The sequence below is a fragment of the Bacillus sp. JJ1474 genome, assembly GCF_036965225.1.
Taxonomy (GTDB): Bacteria; Bacillota; Bacilli; order Bacillales; family Cytobacillaceae; genus Cytobacillus.
The window spans coordinates 15,534-36,493 of sequence record NZ_JBALPC010000014.1 but is presented as its reverse complement, the minus strand read 5'-3'; the positions used below and the strand labels follow the sequence as shown (position 1 = coordinate 36,493).

The window sequence follows — 20,960 nt, the reverse complement described above, 5'->3', positions numbered from 1 at the left end:
CAATTACAAAGAAGGCGCTTTCGTTATCATTTCTCATTATTCAATTGCAAAAATAAATGCATATAGCGGCTGTTTTCCATCATGTATTTCAATTTCAACCTCTTCAAACTCTTCTTCTACAAAACTGACGATGGCTTCCACATCTTCATCAGAAGCATCCTCACCTTTAAGGATTGTTAAGATCTCCGAATCCTCATCAAGCATGCTAGTAAGTAGATCTTTTGCTGCCTGGACTTTATCTTTATTTTTGACTAGGATTTTCCCTTCGGCGATGCCCATGAAGTCATCCTTTTCAATTTCAAGACCTTCAATGCTTGTGTCTCTTACAGCAAATGTAATCTGTCCCGTTTTTACATGTTGAAGTGCTTCTGTCATTCCGTCCTTATTTCGGACTAAATCAGCGCTTGGATTGAAAGCAAGCAATGCTGACATCCCTTGTGGAACTGTCTTTGTCGGAATGACAATAACCTCTTGTTCTGCGACTTCCGCAGCCTGCTCAGCCGCCATAATAATATTTTTATTATTAGGAAGGATAATGACCTTTTTGGCATGGACCTCTTCAATCGCCTTCACAATGTCTTCTGTACTCGGGTTCATCGTCTGGCCGCCTTCTATAACTGCATGGGCGCCAATACTGCGGAATAGGTCAGCAATGCCCTTTCCCATTGAGACAGTAACAATTCCGTATTCCTTTAATTCTTTCGATACAGGTGCAGAGCTTGCTTGAGTTTGAGCCCCTTCAACTAAGTTGGTATGTTGCTGGCGCATATTTTCGATTTTCATATTGATAAGGCTTCCATAACGCTGCCCATAGGATAAACATTCACCAGGCTGTTCTGAGTGAATATGAACCTTAACAAGCTCATCATCTGCTATAACTAATAAAGAATCTCCAAATTTACTTAAGTCCGTTCTAAACACTTCTTCCGAGAATGGACTTTTCGTAAGCCTCTCTGATTCAAATCTGACCATAAATTCGGTGCAATAACCAAATTCAATATCTTCTGTATTCATAAAGCTATGTATGTTTTTGTGATGCTCTGCGCTAACCAAATCTTCCATTCTTGGAAATGCTGACGGACTGTCAGGAAGTTCTTCACCCTTTAATTGAGCCAGGAATCCTTCATAAACAAAGACAAGCCCTTGACCTCCGCTATCAACTACCCCTACCTCTTTCAAGACGGGCAGCAAGTCTGGAGTGCGGCTGAGAGATGCCTTTGCCTCTTTGATGACTTCTTCCATTAAGGCAATAAGGTCATTTTCGTTTTTGGCTGCTTGCACTGCTTTTTTTGCTGAGTCTTTTGCTACTGTCAAAATGGTTCCTTCAACAGGCTTCATAACTGCTTTATATGCCGTTTCTACTCCACTTAGAAGTGCATCAGCAAATTCTTTGCTATTAATTTCAGCCTTATGCTCAATGGCTTTAGAAAATCCTCGGAAAAGCTGGGATAGAATAACCCCTGAGTTCCCGCGTGCACCCATAAGCAATCCTTTAGAAAGTGCTGAACCAACCTTACCAATATGGTCTTGAATATTATTCTTTACTTCTTTCGCTCCTGATGTTAAGGACAAATTCATATTTGTTCCAGTATCACCATCAGGAACTGGGAAAACGTTAAGTGAATCAACATATTGGGCATTTGCGGATAAGTGTTTGGCTCCCGTTATGACCATATCTGCGAATCGTTTTCCATCTAGTGCTTTAATTGACACAAGTCTTTCCTCCTCACTACGAGTTCGTCACGCGAACTCCTTGAACGTAAATATTAACCGAGTCCGTGCTAAGTCCAACTGTTTTATCTAGGATGTATTTGACCTTTGATTGCACGTTGTGAGCAATCTCGGAAATTTTCGTTCCATAACTTACTATAATATACATATCAATATGTACTTCGTCTTCATCCTGTCTAACAATAACTCCACGTGTAAAATTTTCTTTACGCAAAATATCAGTTAGTCCGTCCTTTAGCTGATTTTTGGAGGCCATTCCTACAATTCCATAACAATCAACTGCAGCCCCACCTGCAATTGTTGCAATTACTTCATTCGAAATATCAATTTGACCGAATTTCGTATTAAGTTCGATGGACATCTTACTTCCCCCTTTGGAAAATACTCCTTGGCTAAAATCATTTTACTATATACTTTGTCATTTTGAAAGCTAGACTCTAGCCTCCTTATTATAACTTACCGCTCTATAGTGTATGTCAAGGATTTTTTCTTGAAAGACACCTATTGCAATATGAAGGGTTGTATGATAAATTATTAAAGTATCTTTTAATGTCTACAAATTTATTAATTTCGAGACATTAAATCAAAATGGTCATCTAACATAGCAATGAAAGCATGAAAAATAGCTTCAGCTTATGTGTAAGGAGGGAAATAATATGCCACGTAAATGTGTAGTCACTGGTAGAAAAACAACAACAGGTAATGCACGTTCCCATGCAATGAACGCTAACAAGCGTACTTGGGGTGCAAACCTTCAAAAAGTACGTATCCTTGTAGACGGTAAACCAAAGCGTGTTTGGGTATCTACAAGAGCGCTTAAATCTGGTAAAGTAGAACGCGTATAATATGAAAAGACATCCATTTGGATGTCTTTTTTAAATGCAATAAATAAAGCACCCTTGACAGGTGCTTCGTTTTCTTGCTCGACTCGCTTCAATTTTTCTTAAAGGTTCCTAACATTGCGCGTACGATACCGCCTAAAAATCTAGGCAGTTTAATTGTATAAAATCTCATATCACGTGTCCCTCCTCACGATCTCACACATCCATCTTATCCTTCGCCATTATCATCTTATTCAAATAAATATGATAAGTACTAATAATTTGGGAACTTAATCTTTACTTCTTACAACCATTATTATGCCTTTTGAAAATAAAAAATTCCCAATATCGTTAATAAGTTCATTACTAATACATAGCGTGGACCCCATAGGAACATGCTGATCCTTTAATGGATACTTAAATCCTTTTAAGGTCAGACCGGTAATTTCCATAGTTAGAGGGATAAAAGAAACATATTTAAACTGAAGGTTTCTCCTGATTTCATGATTTCCCGGTCCTCTAATATAGATGATATTACTTTGGTCAATAATTTCGATTTGAGTATCTTCATCTTGAAGTAATGGTTTAACAAGAAGCTGTATATTAGCTAAAAAGTGGTCTAATCTTCCGCCCGTTGCCCCAAATATGCGAATTAATTCGGGCTTCTGTTTGATTGCCCAGTTTAATGCTAATTCCATATCCGTTTCATCTTTCTCAGGCATGTACCGTTTCAAGTCTGCAATATGCTCCTCAATCATGGCCATTTCCTCATCTGAAACCGAATCAAAATCCCCAAAAGCGATCGATGGATGTATCTCGAATGAGAGAAGGGGTAAGACGCCTCTATCAACTCCTACCCAAATATCCCCTTCTTGCTTGTAAATACTCAAATTTGGCAGCAGGGTTACCGGACCACCCGCAAGTATATTAATAATCACTTTTACCATCTCCATTATAAAAAGCGCAAGCGCCTCGGTCACCCCCGACAAGCACAAGACGAGCCTCACGGAAAGGTGAGCTCTGCCTTTCAGGATTGGCTTGTGACCTTGAGGTCAACAAAAACGCGGCGTCCTCCCAAAAGCTCTACTTTTGGTCGTGCGATATATTGCTGTCGAAGACTTCCTTATCCTGTCGCATTGTCGACACTAGTACGTCCTGTACGTCGAGGGTAGGCGCTGGAGCTAGACTGTTCTCAAAGTCGTGTAAACTTACACTTTCTCGCTATTGGAAAAAAGGCTGACTCATATTATGGGGAAAACCCCATAATGGAGTTGTTCCCTCGAGTCAGCCTTGAAAATTTAGTGAATCATATTGCCTTTTATTGCTGCAATTGCTTTGGCTCGATCCTTTTGACTGTATACAGCGGAACCTGCAACTAAAACATTAGCACCTGCCTCAATACATAGCTTTGCCGTTTCTTCATTTACTCCGCCATCTACTTCAATTTCAATGTTTAATCCTTTTTCGTCTGCCATCCTTTTGACTTCTGTAATTTTTGGAAGAACAGATGAAATGAATTTTTGACCGCCAAAGCCAGGGTTAACTGTCATAAGCAAGACCATATCAACATCCTCGATGATGTGCTCAATCGTATTTACCGGTGTTGCTGGATTTAATACAACACCAGCCTTTACTCCCAAGGACTTAATAAAATGTATAGTCCGATGGAGATGTCGGCATGCTTCCACATGGACGGTAATATAATCCGCTCCCGCTTTCGCAAATGCCTCAATATATTGATCAGGATTTTCAATCATCAAATGGACGTCTAAAGGCAGCTTTGTAACCGGTCTTATCGCTTCAACGATAAGCGGACCAATCGTAATATTTGGAACAAAGTGTCCATCCATTACATCCACATGGATATAATCTGCTCCCCCTTTTTCTACATCTTTTATTTCTTCCCCAAGTTTGGCAAAATCAGCTGATAATATCGATGGTGCAACTTTCACCATAATTAGTACCTCGGCTTTCTATCTTTAATTTCCTGCAAAAATGTTTTGTAGTGTTCATATCGATAAAGTGGAATTTCATGATTATCTACCGCTATTTTCACTGCGCATTTTGGTTCTGCTAAATGAAGACATCCTCTGAATTTACAATCCTCACTATGCTGCTGAAATTCGGGAAAACAGAAATTTAAATCTTCCAACTCAATATCGATAAACTCCAATGAACTAAACCCTGGAGTGTCGGCAACTAGACCGTTGCCAACACTTATTAATTCAACATGTCTAGTAGTATGTTTCCCCCTGCCTAAATGAGAGGAAATATCATTTGTCTTTAATTCAAGATCTGGCCTTAAAGCATTTAGCAAGGAGGATTTTCCTACTCCTGATTGTCCGGCAAAAACAGAGATTTCGCCATCCAAAAATGGTGACAATTCTTTAATCCCTTCCTCTGTTTCAGAAGAAGTTAATAAAACTTGATAACCAGCTTTTCGATACTCATTCGCATAGGTTTGGATTTCCTCGTTTTGTTCATCATTTGTTAAATCCATTTTTGTAATACAAATAATCGGTTTAATATGATTAAATTCTACCAATACAAGAAACCGGTCTAGCAGTGACGTACTAAAGCTTGGTTCAACTGCTGAAAATACAAGAATTGCTTGATCTACATTAGCGATAGGCGGCCTGACAAGCTCATTTTTCCGCTCTTTTACTTCTAATATATAGCCTTCTTTATTATTTTCAGCTTGAAAAACGACTTCATCACCGACAAGAGGAGTCACATTATTCTTCCGAAATACTCCCCGTCCACGGCATTGGACAGTTTCATTATCACTTATTACATAATAAAAACCGCTTAATGCCTTAATAATTTTGCCCTCAGGCATAGCAACACTCCTTACTCTTAAGTTTATTTAACATTCGTTTGAGGAGCACCTTTAACATTATTCCGAAAATGGCACGTATTGCTGATCAATTAACTCATTGTCTCTTCTTACTTGGTAAACTGCTTGTTGTCCAGCAGCAATCGTAAATTCGAGTGTAAATGTCCTAGTCTCTGTAATGTACTCCGTTAAAGCGGGTTCATTCAAATCACTTACCATGTCATCAATATAAATTTGAACTTCCTGTGGATGGCCATCCTCAGAAGGCGCATATGGAACAATGATATCTTTACGAACTATTTTTGGCGGTATTTCCTCTTTCCCTTTAGAAATAACGACCTTCACTTTTTTCCCTTTTGATAACTCCGTGCCTGAAGGAGGATCTTGCGAAATAACATTTCCTTCCTGTACATCATTTGAGTACGCCTCTGTTATTTCAATTATTATCCCATAATCTGCCTCATACTCTTGGAGCCCTTTTTTATTGTACCCTTTTAAATCTTTTAATGTTATTGGAGTAGGTCCCTTACTTACGATAAATTCTAGTACCGTTTCCTCAGGAATGACTGATTCACCTTTTTCGATGTTTTGGTCGATTATTTTCCCTGAAGGAATGACCTCATCATATACTTCCTTTTTATCAATAAATTTAAAATCTTCTACTCCTAATAACCTAAACACATCATCATAAGAGTGATCGGTATAATCTGCCATTTCAAACTTTTCCTTGCCCAAGCTTTCATAAATATCAATATCTGAACCTTCTTTAACAGTCTTTCCTGCTTTAGGTTCAGTCCTAATGACTAGGCCTTCATCCCATTCCTCATCGTTTATCCGAATTGGTTCATTTACGTGAAATCCTGCCGCTTCCAGCTCAGCAATTGCTTTATCAATTTCATCGCCAGTTAAGTCTGGAACTTCCACTTCCTTTGGTGAAAATAAACCGGGAAGAACAAAAACTACTAAAATTCCTAAAATAATTAGGCCAATAAAAGTAGAAACTAATATTGCTGGCCATTTCTTTTTCTTTTCCTTTTTCTTTTCCTTTTTCTTTTCCTTTTTCTTTTTCTTTTCCTTTTGCGGTTTAGTATCATCAGCATGGTGAACGGCTTTCCCGTGAACAACTGTCTCATCTCTAGCCGGAAAAGAATGCTCATCTGTAATAATAGGAATAGCCTTTGTTGCATCATTATCGACCGGGATCATAAAAATTGCCTCATCTATTCGATCCGGATCAAGGCTTGAGCTTAAATCGTCCTCCATTTCTTCCGCACTTTCATAGCGATGAAATGGATCTTTTGCCGTTGCTTTTAATACAATGTTTTCAAGGCTTTGCGGTATGGATGGATTCCATCTCCTTAATGAAGGTGTTTCAGATTGCAAATGCTTTAAAGCAATGGAAACAGCTGACTCACCCGAAAATGGCAGCCTTCCCGTCAGCAACTCAAACATCACAATTCCAAGAGAATAAATATCAGACTTCTGGTTTGCCATCCCGCCTCTTGCTTGTTCGGGCGATAAATAATGAACAGACCCAAGAACTGAATTCGTCTGGGTTATGCTTGTCGCACTTAAAGCCATAGCGATGCCGAAATCTGTAATTTTTACATTTCCGTACTGGTCTATTAATATATTATGAGGTTTAATATCTCGATGTATAATATGATTTTGATGAGCATGAGCAATGGCAGAGGTCAGCTGCTTCATAATCTCAATTACTTTTTCAACACGGACAGGACTGTTTTGCAGTATGTATTGTTTCAATGTTTGTCCATCGACATATTCCATGACAATATAATAAAGAGAATCCTCTTCACCGACATCGAAAATACTAACGATATTAGGGTGAGCAAGACTTGTTGCCGATTGAGCTTCTCGGTGAAAACGACGAATGAACTCCTCATCATTAGCAAAATCAAGGCGAAGCATCTTAACTGCCACATCACGGTCAAGAATCATATCATGAGCTAAATATACATTAGCCATACCGCCTCCGCCGATGACCTCAAGAATCTTATACCTTCCGCTAATTCTTTTTCCAATCATCATAGACGTTCACCAGACTCATTATCAAAAAATTCAACAATGGCCAATGTAATATTATCCTCGCCGCCATGATTATTAGCTAAATCAATAAGAGCAGCAGCCTTTTCTTCCAATCCTTGACTATCCGTAAGTATATGAATCATTTCTTTCTCCGTCACCTTATTGGAGAGACCGTCTGAGCATAAAAGCAAAAGGTCATCCTCCTCAAAAATGATTGTCTTAAAATCCATATCTACAGTTTCTTCTGTTCCAAGCGCTCTTAATACAACATTTTTCATCGGGTGATGCTCTGCATCCTCTTTTGAAATTTGTCCAGAACGGACTAATTCATTTACGAGTGAATGGTCGTCTGTTAGCTGCTGAAAACCATTTTCATTTAGAATATAGCAACGGCTATCCCCAATATTAGCAATGGTAGCAAAATGTTTTGTACAAATGGCGGCAACAAGCGTTGTCCCCATCCCTTCACATTCTTTAGTATTTCTTGAATGTTCGAAGAGGACAGTATTGCCCTTTTCAATACTGATCCTTAACCATTCTTCCGCTTCATCTGCTGTCCTGATCGATTCTGTTTCTCCCCATAGCTTCTGCAAATTCGTTAAAGCCATTTCACTTGCAACATCTCCCGCACGATGACCGCCCATGCCATCTGCTACAATGGCAAGGCGCTGGCCGCTGCGGTTTAAAAATATTCCACCATTATCCTCATTATGCTGACGAATTCTGCCTCGGTCTGTCTTAAAAACAGCTTTCATCTTGTCACCTCGTCTCCTCTTTTCGCTCCTTCGCACGAAGTTGTCCACATGCTGCATCAATATCATGACCTTGCTCTCTGCGAATCGTTACATTTACACCATGATTTTTTAATGTCTTTTCAAATTTAAAAATTTGTTCCTTCGGTGTTCTGACATAATCCCGTTCAGGAACATAATTAACTGGAATTAAGTTAATATGGCATTTAATTCCTTTTACTAATCTTGCTAATTCCTCTGCATGCTCCACCTGGTCATTTACTCCACCGAATAAACCGTACTCAAAGCTGACACGTCTTCCGGTTTTATTTACATAATAACGGATGGCTTCCATTAAATCTGGCAACTTATATGCACGATTAATAGGCATTAGTCGGCTTCTAAGTTCTGAGTTTGGTGCATGGAGAGATAGTGCGAAATTGATTTGCAGATTTTCGTCGGCAAATTGATAAATCTTCGGAATGATTCCACTTGTTGATACAGTAATATGGCGGGCCCCGATATTTAGCCCTTTATCATGATTAACAATTTTTAAGAAGGAGAGCATTTGATCATAATTATCAAAGGGCTCGCCAATCCCCATTATAACGATTGAACTAACTCTTTCCTCTGTTTCATCTAATGCCTGCTGTACTTTTACGACTTGAGCAACGATTTCTCCTGCTTCTAGGTTCCGCTTTAATCCCCCTAGAGTGGATGCACAGAATGTACAGCCAATTCTGCAGCCTACCTGGGTTGTTACACAAACAGAATTGCCGTATTCATGCCTCATAAGAACGGTCTCAATCGAATACCCATCATGAAGTTCAAATAAAAATTTAATCGTCCCGTCTGAGGATTGCTGTTGAATAATGGTTTTCAAAGTCGTTAATGTAAAGGAATTAGATAGCTTATCCCGTAATCCTTTAGATAAATTGGACATATCCTCAAAGCTTAAAATTCTTTTCGTATAGAGCCAATCAAAAATTTGATCGGCACGAAACGTCTTTTCATTCATTTCTGCTAGCCAGGCTTTTAACTCATGCAGCTGTAAAGAATAAATGGACGGTTTTTGTTCAGTTGTTACTTTTTTCTCAGTTGCTTGTTCCATTCATTATACCTTCTTTCTTAGACAGGCTATATAAAAGCCATCAGATCCAATATGTTGCGGTAAAATTTGAAGCTGATACCCATTTACAAATGGTCGTATGGCCTCAGGCATCCGTTCCTTCATCGATAGATCACCTTCAAATTCTTCGTTTTCATTTAAAAAAGCTTCAACAACTTTCTCATTCTCTTCAAGATCAACCGTACAAGTACTATAAACTAGATTACCACCTTTTTTCAATAAAGGAGAAACGGCAGCTAATAAGTTTTTTTGCACGGCTGCCAATTGGAAAATATCTTCTTCTTTTTTGGTATATTTCATATCGGGCTTTCTTCTCATCACCCCTAGACCTGAGCAAGGAGCATCTAATAATATTTGATCAAAAGATGCTTGTTCAAAATGACCTTGAACCTTTCTGCTGTCAAGGGAAGTTGCCGTTATATTGGTTAATTTAAGTCTTGTTGCATTTTCCTGAATTAATCTTACTTTATGATCATGTAAATCAAGAGAAATAACTTGACCAGTGTTAGAAAGCCTCTCTGCTATATGAGTAGATTTTCCTCCGGGAGCCGCACACGCATCCAATATCCGTTCATTTTCAGAAATACCTAATGCATATGCAGCAAGCATCGAACTTTCATCTTGAATCGTGATCAGCCCATCCTTAAAGATTTGTGAATGGGCAATGTTACCGCGGTAACATTTGATAGCTTCAGGAATTACAGGGCTTTGTTCAATCTGATACCCTTCTTGTTCTAGTAGCTTGATGCAATCTTCTACTGTCGTTCTAGTTAGATTGACCCTTGCCGTTTGTAATGGAGCTGTTAAATTAAGTTCACACATTTCTTTTGTCTTTTCATAACCTAGCTGATCTACCCATCTATTCACAAGCCAATATGGGTGACTTGTTTCGATAGAAAGTCTTTCAATCGGATCCTCGATTGTTTCTAAGGAAGGCAAGCCCGACCTTTGAATATTGCGAAGAATTCCATTAACCATTCCAGAAATTCCTTTATGGCCACGATTTTTTGCAATTTCAACTGCTTCAAAGATCGCTGCCCGGTCCGGAATCTTATCTAAATAAATCATTTGGTATAGAGTAAGTCGTAGTAATTGAACGACCCAGCTCTCAACCTTTTTATTCCCTTTAAGAAAGGGCTTTAAAAAGAAATCAAGACTCAATCTTCTCTGCAAAGTTCCGTAGGTTAATTCGGTTAGCAAGCCAATATCCTTTGAGCTAATTTGGTTCTTGTTAATAAAATTATTTAGAAGCAAATTGCTGTAAGACTGATTTTTTTCAATAGTCTCTAACAAGTCCATTGCGGTTTCGCGGACGTTTTTCTTTTTCATTGTTCAACTCCTAAACGATCCCCAGTCGTGACTTGTGACCCAGCACCTCGTAAAAATTGCTCCGCAGTCATTTTTTTCTTTCCTGCTGGCTGAAGTTCGATAATTTTAATGGCGGTCTCATTACCAGTTGCAATAACTAGATCATGATCCTTATATCTTATAATGGTCCCTGGTGGCTGATTTGAATCCCCATGAACCTTTTCAGCCCACCAAACTTTTATGACAGCATCGTTTAATGTGGTGTAAGCAACAGGCCAAGGATTTAACCCGCGTATATGGTTATAAATTTCCTCACCTGTTTTTGTCCAATCAATTTTTTCCTGCTCTCTTTTTATATTTGAAGCGAAGGTAGCATTAGCGTCATTTTGATGGATAGGCTGTAATTCCCCTTTGATCAGCTTAGGCAAAGTGTCGGATAAAAGATCAGAACCTGCCACACTAAGCTTATCGTGCAGCGTACCAACTGTATCAGTATCCGTAATTGGCACCTCTACCTGGGTTAATATATCCCCGGCATCAAGCTTTTCGGCCATATACATTATTGTAATGCCTGTCTTTTTCTTCCCTTGAATAATAGAATAGTGGATAGGTGCACCTCCTCTTAATTCTGGAAGCAAAGATGCATGAACATTAATACATCCGAATTTAGGAGCGTCTAATAACTCCTTAGGTAAAATTTGCCCAAAAGCGGCAGTTACAATTAAATCAGGATTCAATGCTAAGATTTTGTCTAGCTCAGCTTTTTCTCTGATTTTTTCCGGCTGATAAACAGGGATTCCATGTTTTTCTGCCTCTACCTTTACTGGTGGGGGTGTTAATACCCTTTTTCTCCCTACAGGACGGTCAGGCTGTGTAACAACTCCTATAACCTCAAACCCGTCTTTTATAATTTGCTGCAGGACAGGAACAGAGAAATCTGGTGTTCCCATAAAAACAATTTTTGTCATATTACTCCGCTCCTTCCAGCTCAGATTCTTCAAGGTATCTAATTACTTTGGAAGTAAATAAAATTCCTTGAAGATGATCAATTTCGTGTAAAATCGCTCTCGCCAAGAAATCTTCTGCTTCAAGTGTATAAAATTTCCCTTTCCGATCTTGTGCTTTGATTTTCACATAGGCAGGTCTATTTACTTCTCCATATAACCCTGGAAAACTCAAGCAGCCTTCTGGCCCAATCTGTTCTCCTTTTATTTCTAGTATTTCCGGATTGATCATTTCGATTGTGCCGCTATCATCATCAATATCAACAATCGCAATTTGCTGATCAAGACCAATTTGTGGGGCAGCTAGTCCAACTCCGTCAAATTCAATCATCGTATCATACATGTCATTTAATATTTTTACGAGTTTTTTATCAAAAAACTTAACTGGTTTACACTGTACCTCTAATATTTCAGAAGGATAAGTGACGATTTTTCTGACTGACAATCTAGTTCCTCCAATGTCTTCTTATTTACCTATTTTCAACTATTTTTACATGATTCATAACTAAATTTATCTAAATCTTTTCGCCAATTTTACTACATTAATATATATGGATTTAGATCTACGGAAATTTGCAGTCCGCCCGAATGAATCTCCTGTTGATAGTGATCAAGCATTTTTTTGAGAGACTCGCCTAGAGCTGGTTCCCGCTTGTATTTTATCAAACATTGGTACCTATATCTATTATTAATCCTAGGAATTGGAGAAGCAACAGGGCCAAGACATATTGCTTCATTGGATAGCTTGGAGCGAATAAAGGCTGTGATTTTTTCTGTAACCGACACTGCCTTCAGTAATTCCTCATGACTAACTGTAACTAAGGATATATAGTAGAACGGCGGATATTTATGGATTTTCCTTATCATCATTTCTTTATCATAAAAACGAGCATAATCCTGTTCACCTGCTAATTCGACGCTATAATGCTCTGGGGTATACGTCTGAATGACAACCTCTCCTTCAAGCTCATGTCTTCCTGCACGTCCACTAACTTGAGTCAGCAGCTGAAAGGTTTTCTCTGACGATCTGAAATCCGGGAGATGGAGCATAGTATCAGCGGATAATACCCCAACTAATGTTATGTTTGGAAAATCCAATCCTTTTGCAATCATTTGTGTTCCAAGAAGGATATCAGCATGCCCGGCCTGGAATTGATCCAACAGTTTTTCATGGGCACCCTTTTTACTTGTTGTATCAACATCCATACGAATGACGGTCGCTTCAGGAAGAATCTTCGCCAGTTCCTCCTCGACTTTCTGCGTTCCAGTTCCAAAATAACGAATATGCTCACTCTGGCATTCAGGGCAGTTATTTGGCACTGTTGCTTCGTATCCGCAATAATGACATTTCATATGCTGATTAAATCGATGATAGGTTAGTGATATATCGCAATTTGGGCAGTTAACAACAAACCCGCAATCTCTGCACATGACAAAAGAGGAGTGGCCTCTTTTATTTAAAAATAAAACAATTTGTTCTTTTTTTTCTAATCGATCTTTTATTTTTTCAAGAAGCATTTGAGAAAACATCGAGCGGTTTCCAGCTCTCAATTCTTCCCTCATATCGATGATGGCTACTTCAGGCAAAGCTTGATTATTCATTCTCTTCGGCATCGATAAAAGCTTGTAAACTCCTTTTTGCGCCCTAGCAAATGACTCGAGTGAAGGGGTCGCACTTCCTAGAACAACAGGACATTTATGGGTAGCTGCTCTATGGATCGCCACATCGCGAGCATGATACCTTGGGTTTTCCTCTTGTTTATAGCTTGTCTCATGCTCCTCATCAATTATGATAATTCCGAGATTTTGAAAAGGAGCGAAAATGGCTGATCTGGCACCGACTACAACTTTTACTTCCTGTCTTTGAATTTTTCGCCATTCATCATACTTTTCTCCGGTTGAAAGACCGCTGTGAAGAACTGCTACTTGGTCCCCAAATCTCCCCTTAAATCTTTTGACCATTTGCGGGGTTAGTGAAATTTCTGGAACAAGGACTATGGCTTCTTTTCCCTTCTCAAGTACCGTTTGAATGGATTGAAGATAAACTTCCGTTTTGCCGCTCCCGGTTACACCATATAATAAAAAAGTTTCGTGGCTTTCTATTTCAATAGTTGATAAGATTGGCTTAATCGCATTTTCTTGGTCCGATGATAATGGCAGTGGTTCCGTTCTTGCAAAAGTTCGTTCCCCATAAGGATCTCTGTATACTTCTAATTCCTTTTGCCGTAATATCCCTTTGTGGATTAATCCATTTACAACAGAAGAGGTAATCCGAAGCTTCACGAGAAGCTCACGAAGTTCAATGATTTTCTCCTCAGTGTGTAAAAAAAAGTCCAGCACTTGCTTTTGTTTAGTGGCTTGAGACGGCAAGCTTTCTATTTCAGCATATAGCTCTTCCTTACTTAAATTTGTATAAATCGCCTTAAGCTTTTTCTTTCTTACTCGTTCCTTTACTTCGTATAAAATTTCAACTGTCCCTTTCGTTACCTCTTTCTGCAGCATAGATAAATAGCCCTTCTCAACTGCTTCCTGCCAAGAAATTATGTCCCGACTCGAAAAAACTTCCATAACTTGAGTAGGCAATTCAACCGGATTGTCAGCTTCTATTAGTTTAAGTTTTTTTTCATATTTAGCTTTTAAAGCTGCAGGCAGCATGACTTGGTAGGCTGAAATCTTATAACAGAGTGTTGTTTCCGTTAACCAATCGCCAAGAGTTAGGAGTTCCTGATTCAATACTGGAGTTAAATCCATTGGTTCTATTAGCCTTTTTAGTTGCTTGAAAACAGATTCAGCTTTTATGTCTGTCACAAAGCCTTGAATTTTCCTCGGCCCAAAAGGAACAATCACCCTCATCCCAATTTGTATAACATCTATTAAATGATCCGGGATTAAATAATCAAAAGCCCTGTCCGTTTGTCTTGCCGGTACATCAACGATTACACTGGCAATGTTCATTTATGTTCATTCCTTAATAATAAAGAAGCTTCATGGAGTATTTTTGCTGCAACCTCATGCTTTGACATAAGAGGGAGCTCTTCTAACGTGCCATCCCGTTTAAATAACGTCACAATATTCGTGTCTGTTCCAAAGCCTGCTCCTTCGGTTTTTACATTATTTCCGACAATCATATCTGCATTTTTTTTCTTGAGCTTTTCACGGGCGTACTCTGCTACATGATCTGTTTCTGCAGCAAACCCAATCAAAATTTGATGTTTTTTTGCTTTGCCAAGTTCAAAAAGAATATCCTTAGTTCTCTCAAGCTCTATGCTTTGTTCTCCTGGCTGTTTTTTCACCTTATGATCATACGTTATTTTCGGACGATAGTCTGCAACTGCAGCAGTTTTTATTACGATATCTGCATTTTCGTATTGGGATATTACTGCTTCATACATTTCTTCAGCGCTCTCTACCTTTATTACATTTACACCCGCTGGTGCCTGGAGTGAAACAGGACCTGAGATGAGCACAACATTTGCGCCAGTCTTAGCAGCCTCCTCAGCAATCGCATATCCCATTTTTCCTGATGAATGATTGGTAATATATCTGACCGGGTCAATTTTTTCCCTAGTAGGACCAGCTGTAATGACAAGCTTTGATCCTGATAGATTTATATGGTTTGTTCGAAAATGGTCCCCAATCAGTTCTGTTATTTTCTCTGGCTCCTCCAATCTCCCTTTCCCTACATATCCGCACGCAAGGTATCCTTCTCCCGGCTCGATAAACCTATAACCGAAGCTGTGAAGCGTGTTAATGTTTTTCTGAACTGCTGGGTGATTGTACATATGGACATTCATAGCAGGGGCAACCCAAACAGGAGCAGTAGCAGCAAGCAGTGTAGTCGTAATCATATCATCTGCAATCCCGTTTGCCAGCTTTCCAATTATATTTGCTGTAGCAGGTGCAATTAATATTAAATCAGCCCAATCAGCTAGATCGATATGGGCAATTACTTCAGAATTCTTTTCATCAAATGTATCTGTATAAACATCATTTCGAGATAAAGCTTGAAATGTTAAGGGGGTTACAAATTTTTCAGCTGATTTACTTAGAACAACCTTTACATCCGCACCAGCCTGAGTTAGTTTACTAGTCAGGGCAGCAGCCTTATAAACGGCAATGCCACCTGTAACGCATAAAAGAATTTTTTTTCCGATGAGCATAATTGGACCTCCATCCACCAACAAGTTCTACCTTTATTATGCAAGAAGTGCCTTTTTTTTTCATCTTTTAATCAAGTTTTACCTTACTTTTTACCTATACAATTTAGTTAAGAAATAAAAATAACAACCAGTTACGGTTGTTATTTTTATCAGGTACTATTCGTAAGCTTCATCCTTTTGCTTTTTTGCAAGACGGTAGTGAAGCTGATCCGCATTGATTTCCTCTAATGCTTTGCCAACATTTTTGTGTGATACATATTTATCAAGCTGCGGCTTTGCATTTACTTGCATCATGCGGGCACGCTTTGCAGCTACAGATACAAGTGAATATTTAGAATCAATTTTTGTCATTAATGAATCAATAGAAGGATATAGCATATATTATTCAACCTCCAGCATTTTAATATATCGTGGCTCAACACGTTCTCTTCGGCAATGTTCAGCAACTACAATTGCTTTAATTCTTTCACATGCAAGCTCAATTTGGTCATTTTCAACGACATAATCATACAAGTTCATCATTTCAATTTCTTCTTTTGCAACCGTCATCCGGTTGTTAATAATATCTTCAGTTTCTGTTCCTCTTGTGACAATTCTGTTTTTTAATTCCGATAGGCTTGGCGGAACAAGAAAAATGAATAAGCCATCTGGGAATTTTTTCCGCACTTGGCGAGCACCCTGTACTTCAATTTCTAGGAAAACATCCTTTCCCTTTTCCAATGTCTCTTGCACATAATCTACAGGCGTACCATAATAATTCCCAACGAATTCAGCATACTCAAGAAGTTTTTCTTGTTCAATTAAGGCTTCAAATTCTTCACGGGATTTGAAGAAATAGTCAATTCCATCAATCTCGCCTTCTCTAGGAGACCTTGTTGTCATTGAAATGGAGTATTCAAAAGCGGTATCCGGCTGCGAAAAGATCTCTTTCCGAACAGTGCCCTTCCCTACACCGGAAGGGCCGGACAAAACAATCAATAAACCTTTTTCCTTCATTATTCAATCCTACCCTTCATCAATAGTATCATCTCTGTCATCTAAGCGGTGGGCGACAGTTTCTGGCTGAACTGCTGAGAGAATGACGTGGTCACTATCCATAACAATAACTGCCCTCGTCCGCCTGCCATAGGTTGCATCTATTAAAGAACCGCGATCACGAGCATCTTGTATGATTCTTTTTATCGGTGCAGATTCGGGACTTACTATAGAGATAATACGATTGGCTGAAACAATATTGCCAAAGCCAATATTAATTAATTTAATCGCCATCAGGTTCCTCCAAGTATCAGTTATATATTTTGGCCCCGCGAGCCTTTTTCTAAACAGTCATTCAATATTTTGGACCTGTTCCTTCATTTTCTCCAGCAGGCTTTTCATCTCTACTACAAAAAAAGCAATAGAAGAATCATTTCCTTTCGAACCGATTGTATTAACTTCACGGTTCATCTCCTGAAGGATGAAATCTAATTTTCTTCCAATCGGTTCATTCGCTTGCAAAGTTTGCAAAAACTGATTGATATGACTATAAAGACGAGTGACTTCCTCGTTAATATCTGACTTATCGGCGAAAACAGCTACTTCCGTTAACAGTCGTGTTTCATCCACTTGCCCATTCAAAAAATCAGACATCCGCTTGGCTAGTTTCTCTTGATATTGCTGTATTACTTTCGGGGCTTGCTCCTTTAGTTCAGAAAGCCGCTCATTTAATTTACTAAGATTAAAGTTTAGATCCTTTTCGAGCTCTACACCCTCTAATTTACGCATTTGCCATAATTGTTGACACGCCTCTTCAACAGCCGCAAGCAACAAACATTCTACATTTTCATTATTCGTTTCTTTATCTACAATTAAAATAAGCTCTTCCCTCGTTACATCTTGAAGCGTAATTTCAGTTTCAATTGAATATTTGTTTTTAATATCCGTTATGTATTTAACATATTCGTCTAATAATGCCCAATCTATTTGAACATGCCGACTTGAAAGGCTCTGTCCCTCAATCGTAATATAAACTTCAATTCTGCCTCTTTGGACATATTCACTAATTTTTTTCTTAATTTTATCTTCCAGATAAAGAAGCTGTTTCGGCATTCTAATTTGGTATTCAGCAAATCGATGATTTACCGTTTTAACTTCAACTATGGCAGTAAAAGAACCCTCAACCTTCTTCCCTCTGCCAAAACCAGTCATACTTATAACCATAATTAAACACGCCCTGATCTATGGATTACAAAAATAATTAAACATTTAGTTCGTATTTTACCATAAGGAAAGAAAAATGTATTTAAAAATTTGAATACAAGCAAAAAAGGCAATAGTAAATGCTCTATTACCTTTTGGATTATACCATATCTTATTTTCTTTTTCTTGCCAAAAAAGAACCAGCTAATAAAAATGTTGGTAAAGCAGCAAGCCCAGTAATCATAAACCAATCCTTCATTACTACTGGAACTGTATGGAAAATTGGCTGTAAAGGCGGATAGTAAATGACAACGAACAATAAAGCCAAGGATGAAATAACTGCCCAAACTAAATATTTGTTGCCAAACGGATTTCTTGCAAAAACAGATTTCTCACTGCGGCAATCAAATACGTGAATTAACTGAGCCATTACTAGGGTGGAAAAGGCAATCGTTTGTGCGTATGCGAGTTCATCTGGATTTTTATTGTATACGATGATGAAGGCAATTAAAGTTACAACCCCAATCAAAAAGCCTCGTGATACTACTTTCCAGCCAAGTCCCCTAGCAAATACTCCCTCTCTAGGATTTCTTGGCTTCCGTTTCATCACATCATCTTCAGGCTGATCTAAACCTAAAGCCATTGCAGGTAAGCCGTCCGTTACAAGATTTACCCAAAGAATTTGAATAGGCACTAAAGGAAGGGGGTAACCTAGCAGCATAGCAAAAAGCATAACAAGAATTTCACCAACATTGGAAGCTAGCAAATATCGGATAAACTTTCTAATATTCTCGTAAATATTTCTGCCTTCTTTTATAGCTGCTTTTATCGTAGCAAAATTATCATCAAGCAGAACTAACGCGGATGCTTCCTTGGCCACGTCTGTCCCTGTTATCCCCATTGCTACCCCAATATCCGCAGCTTTAATGGCCGGTGCATCATTAACGCCATCACCTGTCATGGCCACAATATGTCCTCTGTTCTGCAGAGCCTTGACAATTTTCAATTTATGCTCTGGCGAAACTCTGGCAAAAACAGAAACATCATCTACTACTTCTTCTAATTCATGAACATCCATTTCTGAAAGCGCATTACCATCTAAAACCTTTGAGTTGTTTGTAAAAATACCAAGCTGACTTGCTATTGCTTTTGCGGTAATTACATGATCACCGGTAATCATGACGGTTTTAATGCCTGCGTCCCTGCACTCCTTAACAGCATCCTTTACTTCTGGTCTTGGAGGGTCAATCATGCCATGAAGCCCTATAAAAGTAAGATCTCTTTCTGCCTCTTTTTCATGTAAAATAATTGTATTTTCAGGAATTTCTTTAAATCCAATCGCAATTGTTCTTAAGGCTTGAGAGGCTAAGCTTTCAATTGCTTCTTGAATTTTATTAGAAACTTCACGAGACATAAGCTGGCGTTTTCCGTCCCAAAGTACACTTCTGGATATTCCAGCTAACACATCGGGTGCACCTTTTGTGACAATAAATTGCCTGCCCTTATGATCCTTTACGATGATGCTCATCATTTTTCTGGAAGAATCAAACGGGAATTCCTTCATTATTTGATATTGGCTTAATAAAGTGTTACGGCTGTAACCTGCCTTCATAGCCGCAACGAGCAAAGCACCTTCTGTTGGATCTCCATCGATAACATATTCATTACCTTTTTGTTTAATTTCTGCATGATTGCAGAGCATACCGAACATAAGCAATTGCTGAAGTGACTTTTCATTCTTTATTTCTATTTGCTTGTCATTTCGATAGAACTTCCCTTGAGGTTCATAGCCAACGCCATCAACACCCCATACGTTGCCGCCGCTCCAAAGATGAGTAACGGTCATTTTGTTTTGCGTCATTGTTCCTGTTTTATCTGAACAGATTACCGAAGCACAACCTAGCGTTTCAACTGCTGGAAGCTTCCTTACGATAGCCTTCTGCTTAATCATTCTTTGGACACCGAGGGATAAGGCAACCGTTACAATGGCTGGAAGCCCTTCTGGAATTGCCGCAACAGCCAATGAAACTCCAGCAAGGAACATCGTATAAAGATCATGCCCTTGTAAAACCCCGACAACTACTACAAGAACAGTTAGTAATAGGGCCACCGTGATGAGAATTTTCCCAAGCTGCTCAAGCCTGCGCTGCAATGGAGTAGTCATTGTTTCAGCCTTTTGCAGCAAATCAGCAATTTGCCCCATAGCTGTTTTCATCCCGATTGCAACGACTAGCCCTACTCCGCTTCCGCGTGTAACTAATGTGCCCATAAACGCCATGTTTTCCATGTCGCCAATTCCAAGATTTGCTGCTTTAATAGAGCCTATTGTTTTCGAAACCGGCAACGATTCGCCAGTGAGTGCAGATTCTTCCACTTCAAGGCTATTGGATTCTATTAATCTTACATCTGCCCCGATTCGATCTCCACTTGAAAACTTAATAATATCTCCAACGACAATTTCCTTTGTGGGAATCTTCATCCATTCCCCATCTCTTAAAACACTCACCTGAGGCGCCGAAAGCTCTTTTAATGCGGCTAATGATTTTTCCGCTTTTCTTTCTTGAAAAAATCCAAGCAAACCATTTATTATTACGATAGCAATAATGGCGACAGCATCTATGTATTCACCAAGGAGTCCCGAAACAAGTGTCGCTGCTAGTAAAACAAGGACCATGAAATCCTTAAATTGACTAAAAAACAAAAGTAGGGCAGACTGTTTTTCTCCTTCTTCCAGTTCATTATAGCCAAATTGTTTTCTTCGGTTTTTTACATCGTCTTTAGTTAAACCGGCTTTCTTATCAGAATTAAGGGCCTGCTCAACTTCTGTTTCATTCATTTCATGAAATCTCATCCGAACATCACACTTCCTCCTTATTGTCTAGCTGCGGCTCCTAGCCCCTCGAGGTCATAAGTCAATCTTCCATAAAGGTTAAAATACAACCTTCATGAAAGATTGCCTTATGCTTGTCGGGGCTGAACAGTCGCCTCGCTTTTCTAGCTTCTTGTAGAAAAAAGC

The 20,960-nt window shown here is 38.9% G+C and carries 20 protein-coding genes; 1 reads left to right on the top strand and 19 read right to left on the bottom strand.

Annotation, left to right across the window (positions count from 1 at the left end; all coding sequences use genetic code 11):
* Positions 1-36: 36 nt before the first annotated feature.
* Positions 37-1,713: a DAK2 domain-containing protein gene (locus V7164_RS02665; RefSeq protein ID WP_335344381.1), complete on the bottom strand. Its 1,677-nt coding sequence runs from the start codon at positions 1,711-1,713 to the stop codon at positions 37-39.
* Between the two features lie 16 nt (positions 1,714-1,729).
* Positions 1,730-2,092 (bottom strand): Asp23/Gls24 family envelope stress response protein, encoded by a 363-nt coding sequence (locus V7164_RS02660; protein WP_335353347.1) that lies wholly within the window; start codon positions 2,090-2,092, stop codon positions 1,730-1,732.
* A 295-nt stretch (positions 2,093-2,387) separates the two neighbouring features.
* Here V7164_RS02660 and rpmB point away from each other — a divergent pair, with 295 nt between their 5' ends.
* Positions 2,388-2,576 (top strand): 50S ribosomal protein L28, encoded by a 189-nt coding sequence (gene rpmB, locus V7164_RS02655; protein WP_335347910.1) that lies wholly within the window; start codon positions 2,388-2,390, stop codon positions 2,574-2,576.
* Between the two features lie 88 nt (positions 2,577-2,664).
* On the opposite strand, the gene spoVM is transcribed toward rpmB, so the two are convergent.
* The 17 genes from spoVM to V7164_RS02570 form a co-directional block, all read right to left on the bottom strand.
* Positions 2,665-2,745: a stage V sporulation protein SpoVM gene (gene spoVM / locus V7164_RS02650; protein ID WP_066289202.1), complete on the bottom strand. Its 81-nt coding sequence runs from the start codon at positions 2,743-2,745 to the stop codon at positions 2,665-2,667.
* A 97-nt stretch (positions 2,746-2,842) separates the two neighbouring features.
* A complete protein-coding gene (locus tag V7164_RS02645) occupies positions 2,843-3,490 on the bottom strand; it encodes a thiamine diphosphokinase (RefSeq protein WP_335353346.1) in 648 nt (215 codons plus the stop codon).
* Between the two features lie 360 nt (positions 3,491-3,850).
* Positions 3,851-4,507: a ribulose-phosphate 3-epimerase gene (rpe, locus tag V7164_RS02640; RefSeq protein WP_335347908.1), complete on the bottom strand. Its 657-nt coding sequence runs from the start codon at positions 4,505-4,507 to the stop codon at positions 3,851-3,853.
* Between the two features lie 2 nt (positions 4,508-4,509).
* Positions 4,510-5,391: a ribosome small subunit-dependent GTPase A gene (gene rsgA, locus V7164_RS02635; protein ID WP_335347907.1), complete on the bottom strand. Its 882-nt coding sequence runs from the start codon at positions 5,389-5,391 to the stop codon at positions 4,510-4,512.
* Between the two features lie 57 nt (positions 5,392-5,448).
* Positions 5,449-7,437, bottom strand: coding sequence for a Stk1 family PASTA domain-containing Ser/Thr kinase (pknB, locus tag V7164_RS02630; RefSeq protein WP_335353345.1), 1,989 nt, complete (start codon positions 7,435-7,437; stop codon positions 5,449-5,451).
* Positions 7,434-8,189 (bottom strand): Stp1/IreP family PP2C-type Ser/Thr phosphatase, encoded by a 756-nt coding sequence (locus V7164_RS02625; RefSeq protein WP_335347905.1) that lies wholly within the window; start codon positions 8,187-8,189, stop codon positions 7,434-7,436. Before V7164_RS02625 ends, pknB begins: the two co-directional genes overlap by 4 nt.
* 4 nt (positions 8,190-8,193) lie before the next feature.
* Entirely contained in the window at positions 8,194-9,276 is a 1,083-nt protein-coding gene (gene rlmN, locus V7164_RS02620; RefSeq protein ID WP_335347904.1) for a 23S rRNA (adenine(2503)-C(2))-methyltransferase RlmN, read from the bottom strand.
* Positions 9,277-9,279: 3 nt separating this feature from the next.
* On the bottom strand, positions 9,280-10,623 hold the full coding sequence (gene rsmB / locus V7164_RS02615) for a 16S rRNA (cytosine(967)-C(5))-methyltransferase RsmB (protein ID WP_335353344.1): 1,344 nt from the start codon (positions 10,621-10,623) through the stop codon (positions 9,280-9,282).
* Positions 10,620-11,570, bottom strand: a complete 951-nt coding sequence (gene fmt / locus V7164_RS02610) for a methionyl-tRNA formyltransferase (RefSeq protein ID WP_335353343.1) — start codon at positions 11,568-11,570, stop codon at positions 10,620-10,622. The genes rsmB and fmt overlap by 4 nt, the downstream gene beginning before the upstream one ends.
* A gap of 1 nt (position 11,571) precedes the next feature.
* Positions 11,572-12,051 carry a peptide deformylase gene (def, locus tag V7164_RS02605; RefSeq protein WP_335348366.1) on the bottom strand — a complete coding sequence of 160 codons (480 nt, stop codon included), beginning with the start codon at positions 12,049-12,051 and terminating at the stop codon, positions 11,572-11,574.
* 92 nt (positions 12,052-12,143) lie between these two features.
* Complete coding sequence (priA, locus tag V7164_RS02600) at positions 12,144-14,561, bottom strand: primosomal protein N' (protein WP_335348179.1); 2,418 nt, start codon at positions 14,559-14,561, stop codon at positions 12,144-12,146.
* Positions 14,558-15,766, bottom strand: coding sequence for a bifunctional phosphopantothenoylcysteine decarboxylase/phosphopantothenate--cysteine ligase CoaBC (gene coaBC / locus V7164_RS02595; RefSeq protein WP_335348178.1), 1,209 nt, complete (start codon positions 15,764-15,766; stop codon positions 14,558-14,560). The genes priA and coaBC overlap by 4 nt, the downstream gene beginning before the upstream one ends.
* Positions 15,767-15,922: 156 nt before the next feature.
* A complete protein-coding gene (gene rpoZ / locus V7164_RS02590; protein ID WP_066289256.1) occupies positions 15,923-16,144 on the bottom strand; it encodes a DNA-directed RNA polymerase subunit omega in 222 nt (73 codons plus the stop codon).
* A 3-nt stretch (positions 16,145-16,147) separates the two neighbouring features.
* Positions 16,148-16,762, bottom strand: a complete 615-nt coding sequence (gene gmk, locus V7164_RS02585; protein ID WP_335348177.1) for a guanylate kinase — start codon at positions 16,760-16,762, stop codon at positions 16,148-16,150.
* A 9-nt stretch (positions 16,763-16,771) separates the two neighbouring features.
* Positions 16,772-17,035, bottom strand: coding sequence for an extracellular matrix/biofilm regulator RemA (gene remA, locus V7164_RS02580; RefSeq protein ID WP_315668487.1), 264 nt, complete (start codon positions 17,033-17,035; stop codon positions 16,772-16,774).
* 57 nt (positions 17,036-17,092) lie between these two features.
* Complete coding sequence (locus tag V7164_RS02575; protein WP_335353342.1) at positions 17,093-17,965, bottom strand: YicC/YloC family endoribonuclease; 873 nt, start codon at positions 17,963-17,965, stop codon at positions 17,093-17,095.
* Positions 17,966-18,116: 151 nt separating this feature from the next.
* Positions 18,117-20,795, bottom strand: coding sequence for a calcium-translocating P-type ATPase, SERCA-type (locus tag V7164_RS02570; RefSeq protein ID WP_335344147.1), 2,679 nt, complete (start codon positions 20,793-20,795; stop codon positions 18,117-18,119).
* Positions 20,796-20,960 lie beyond the last annotated feature (165 nt).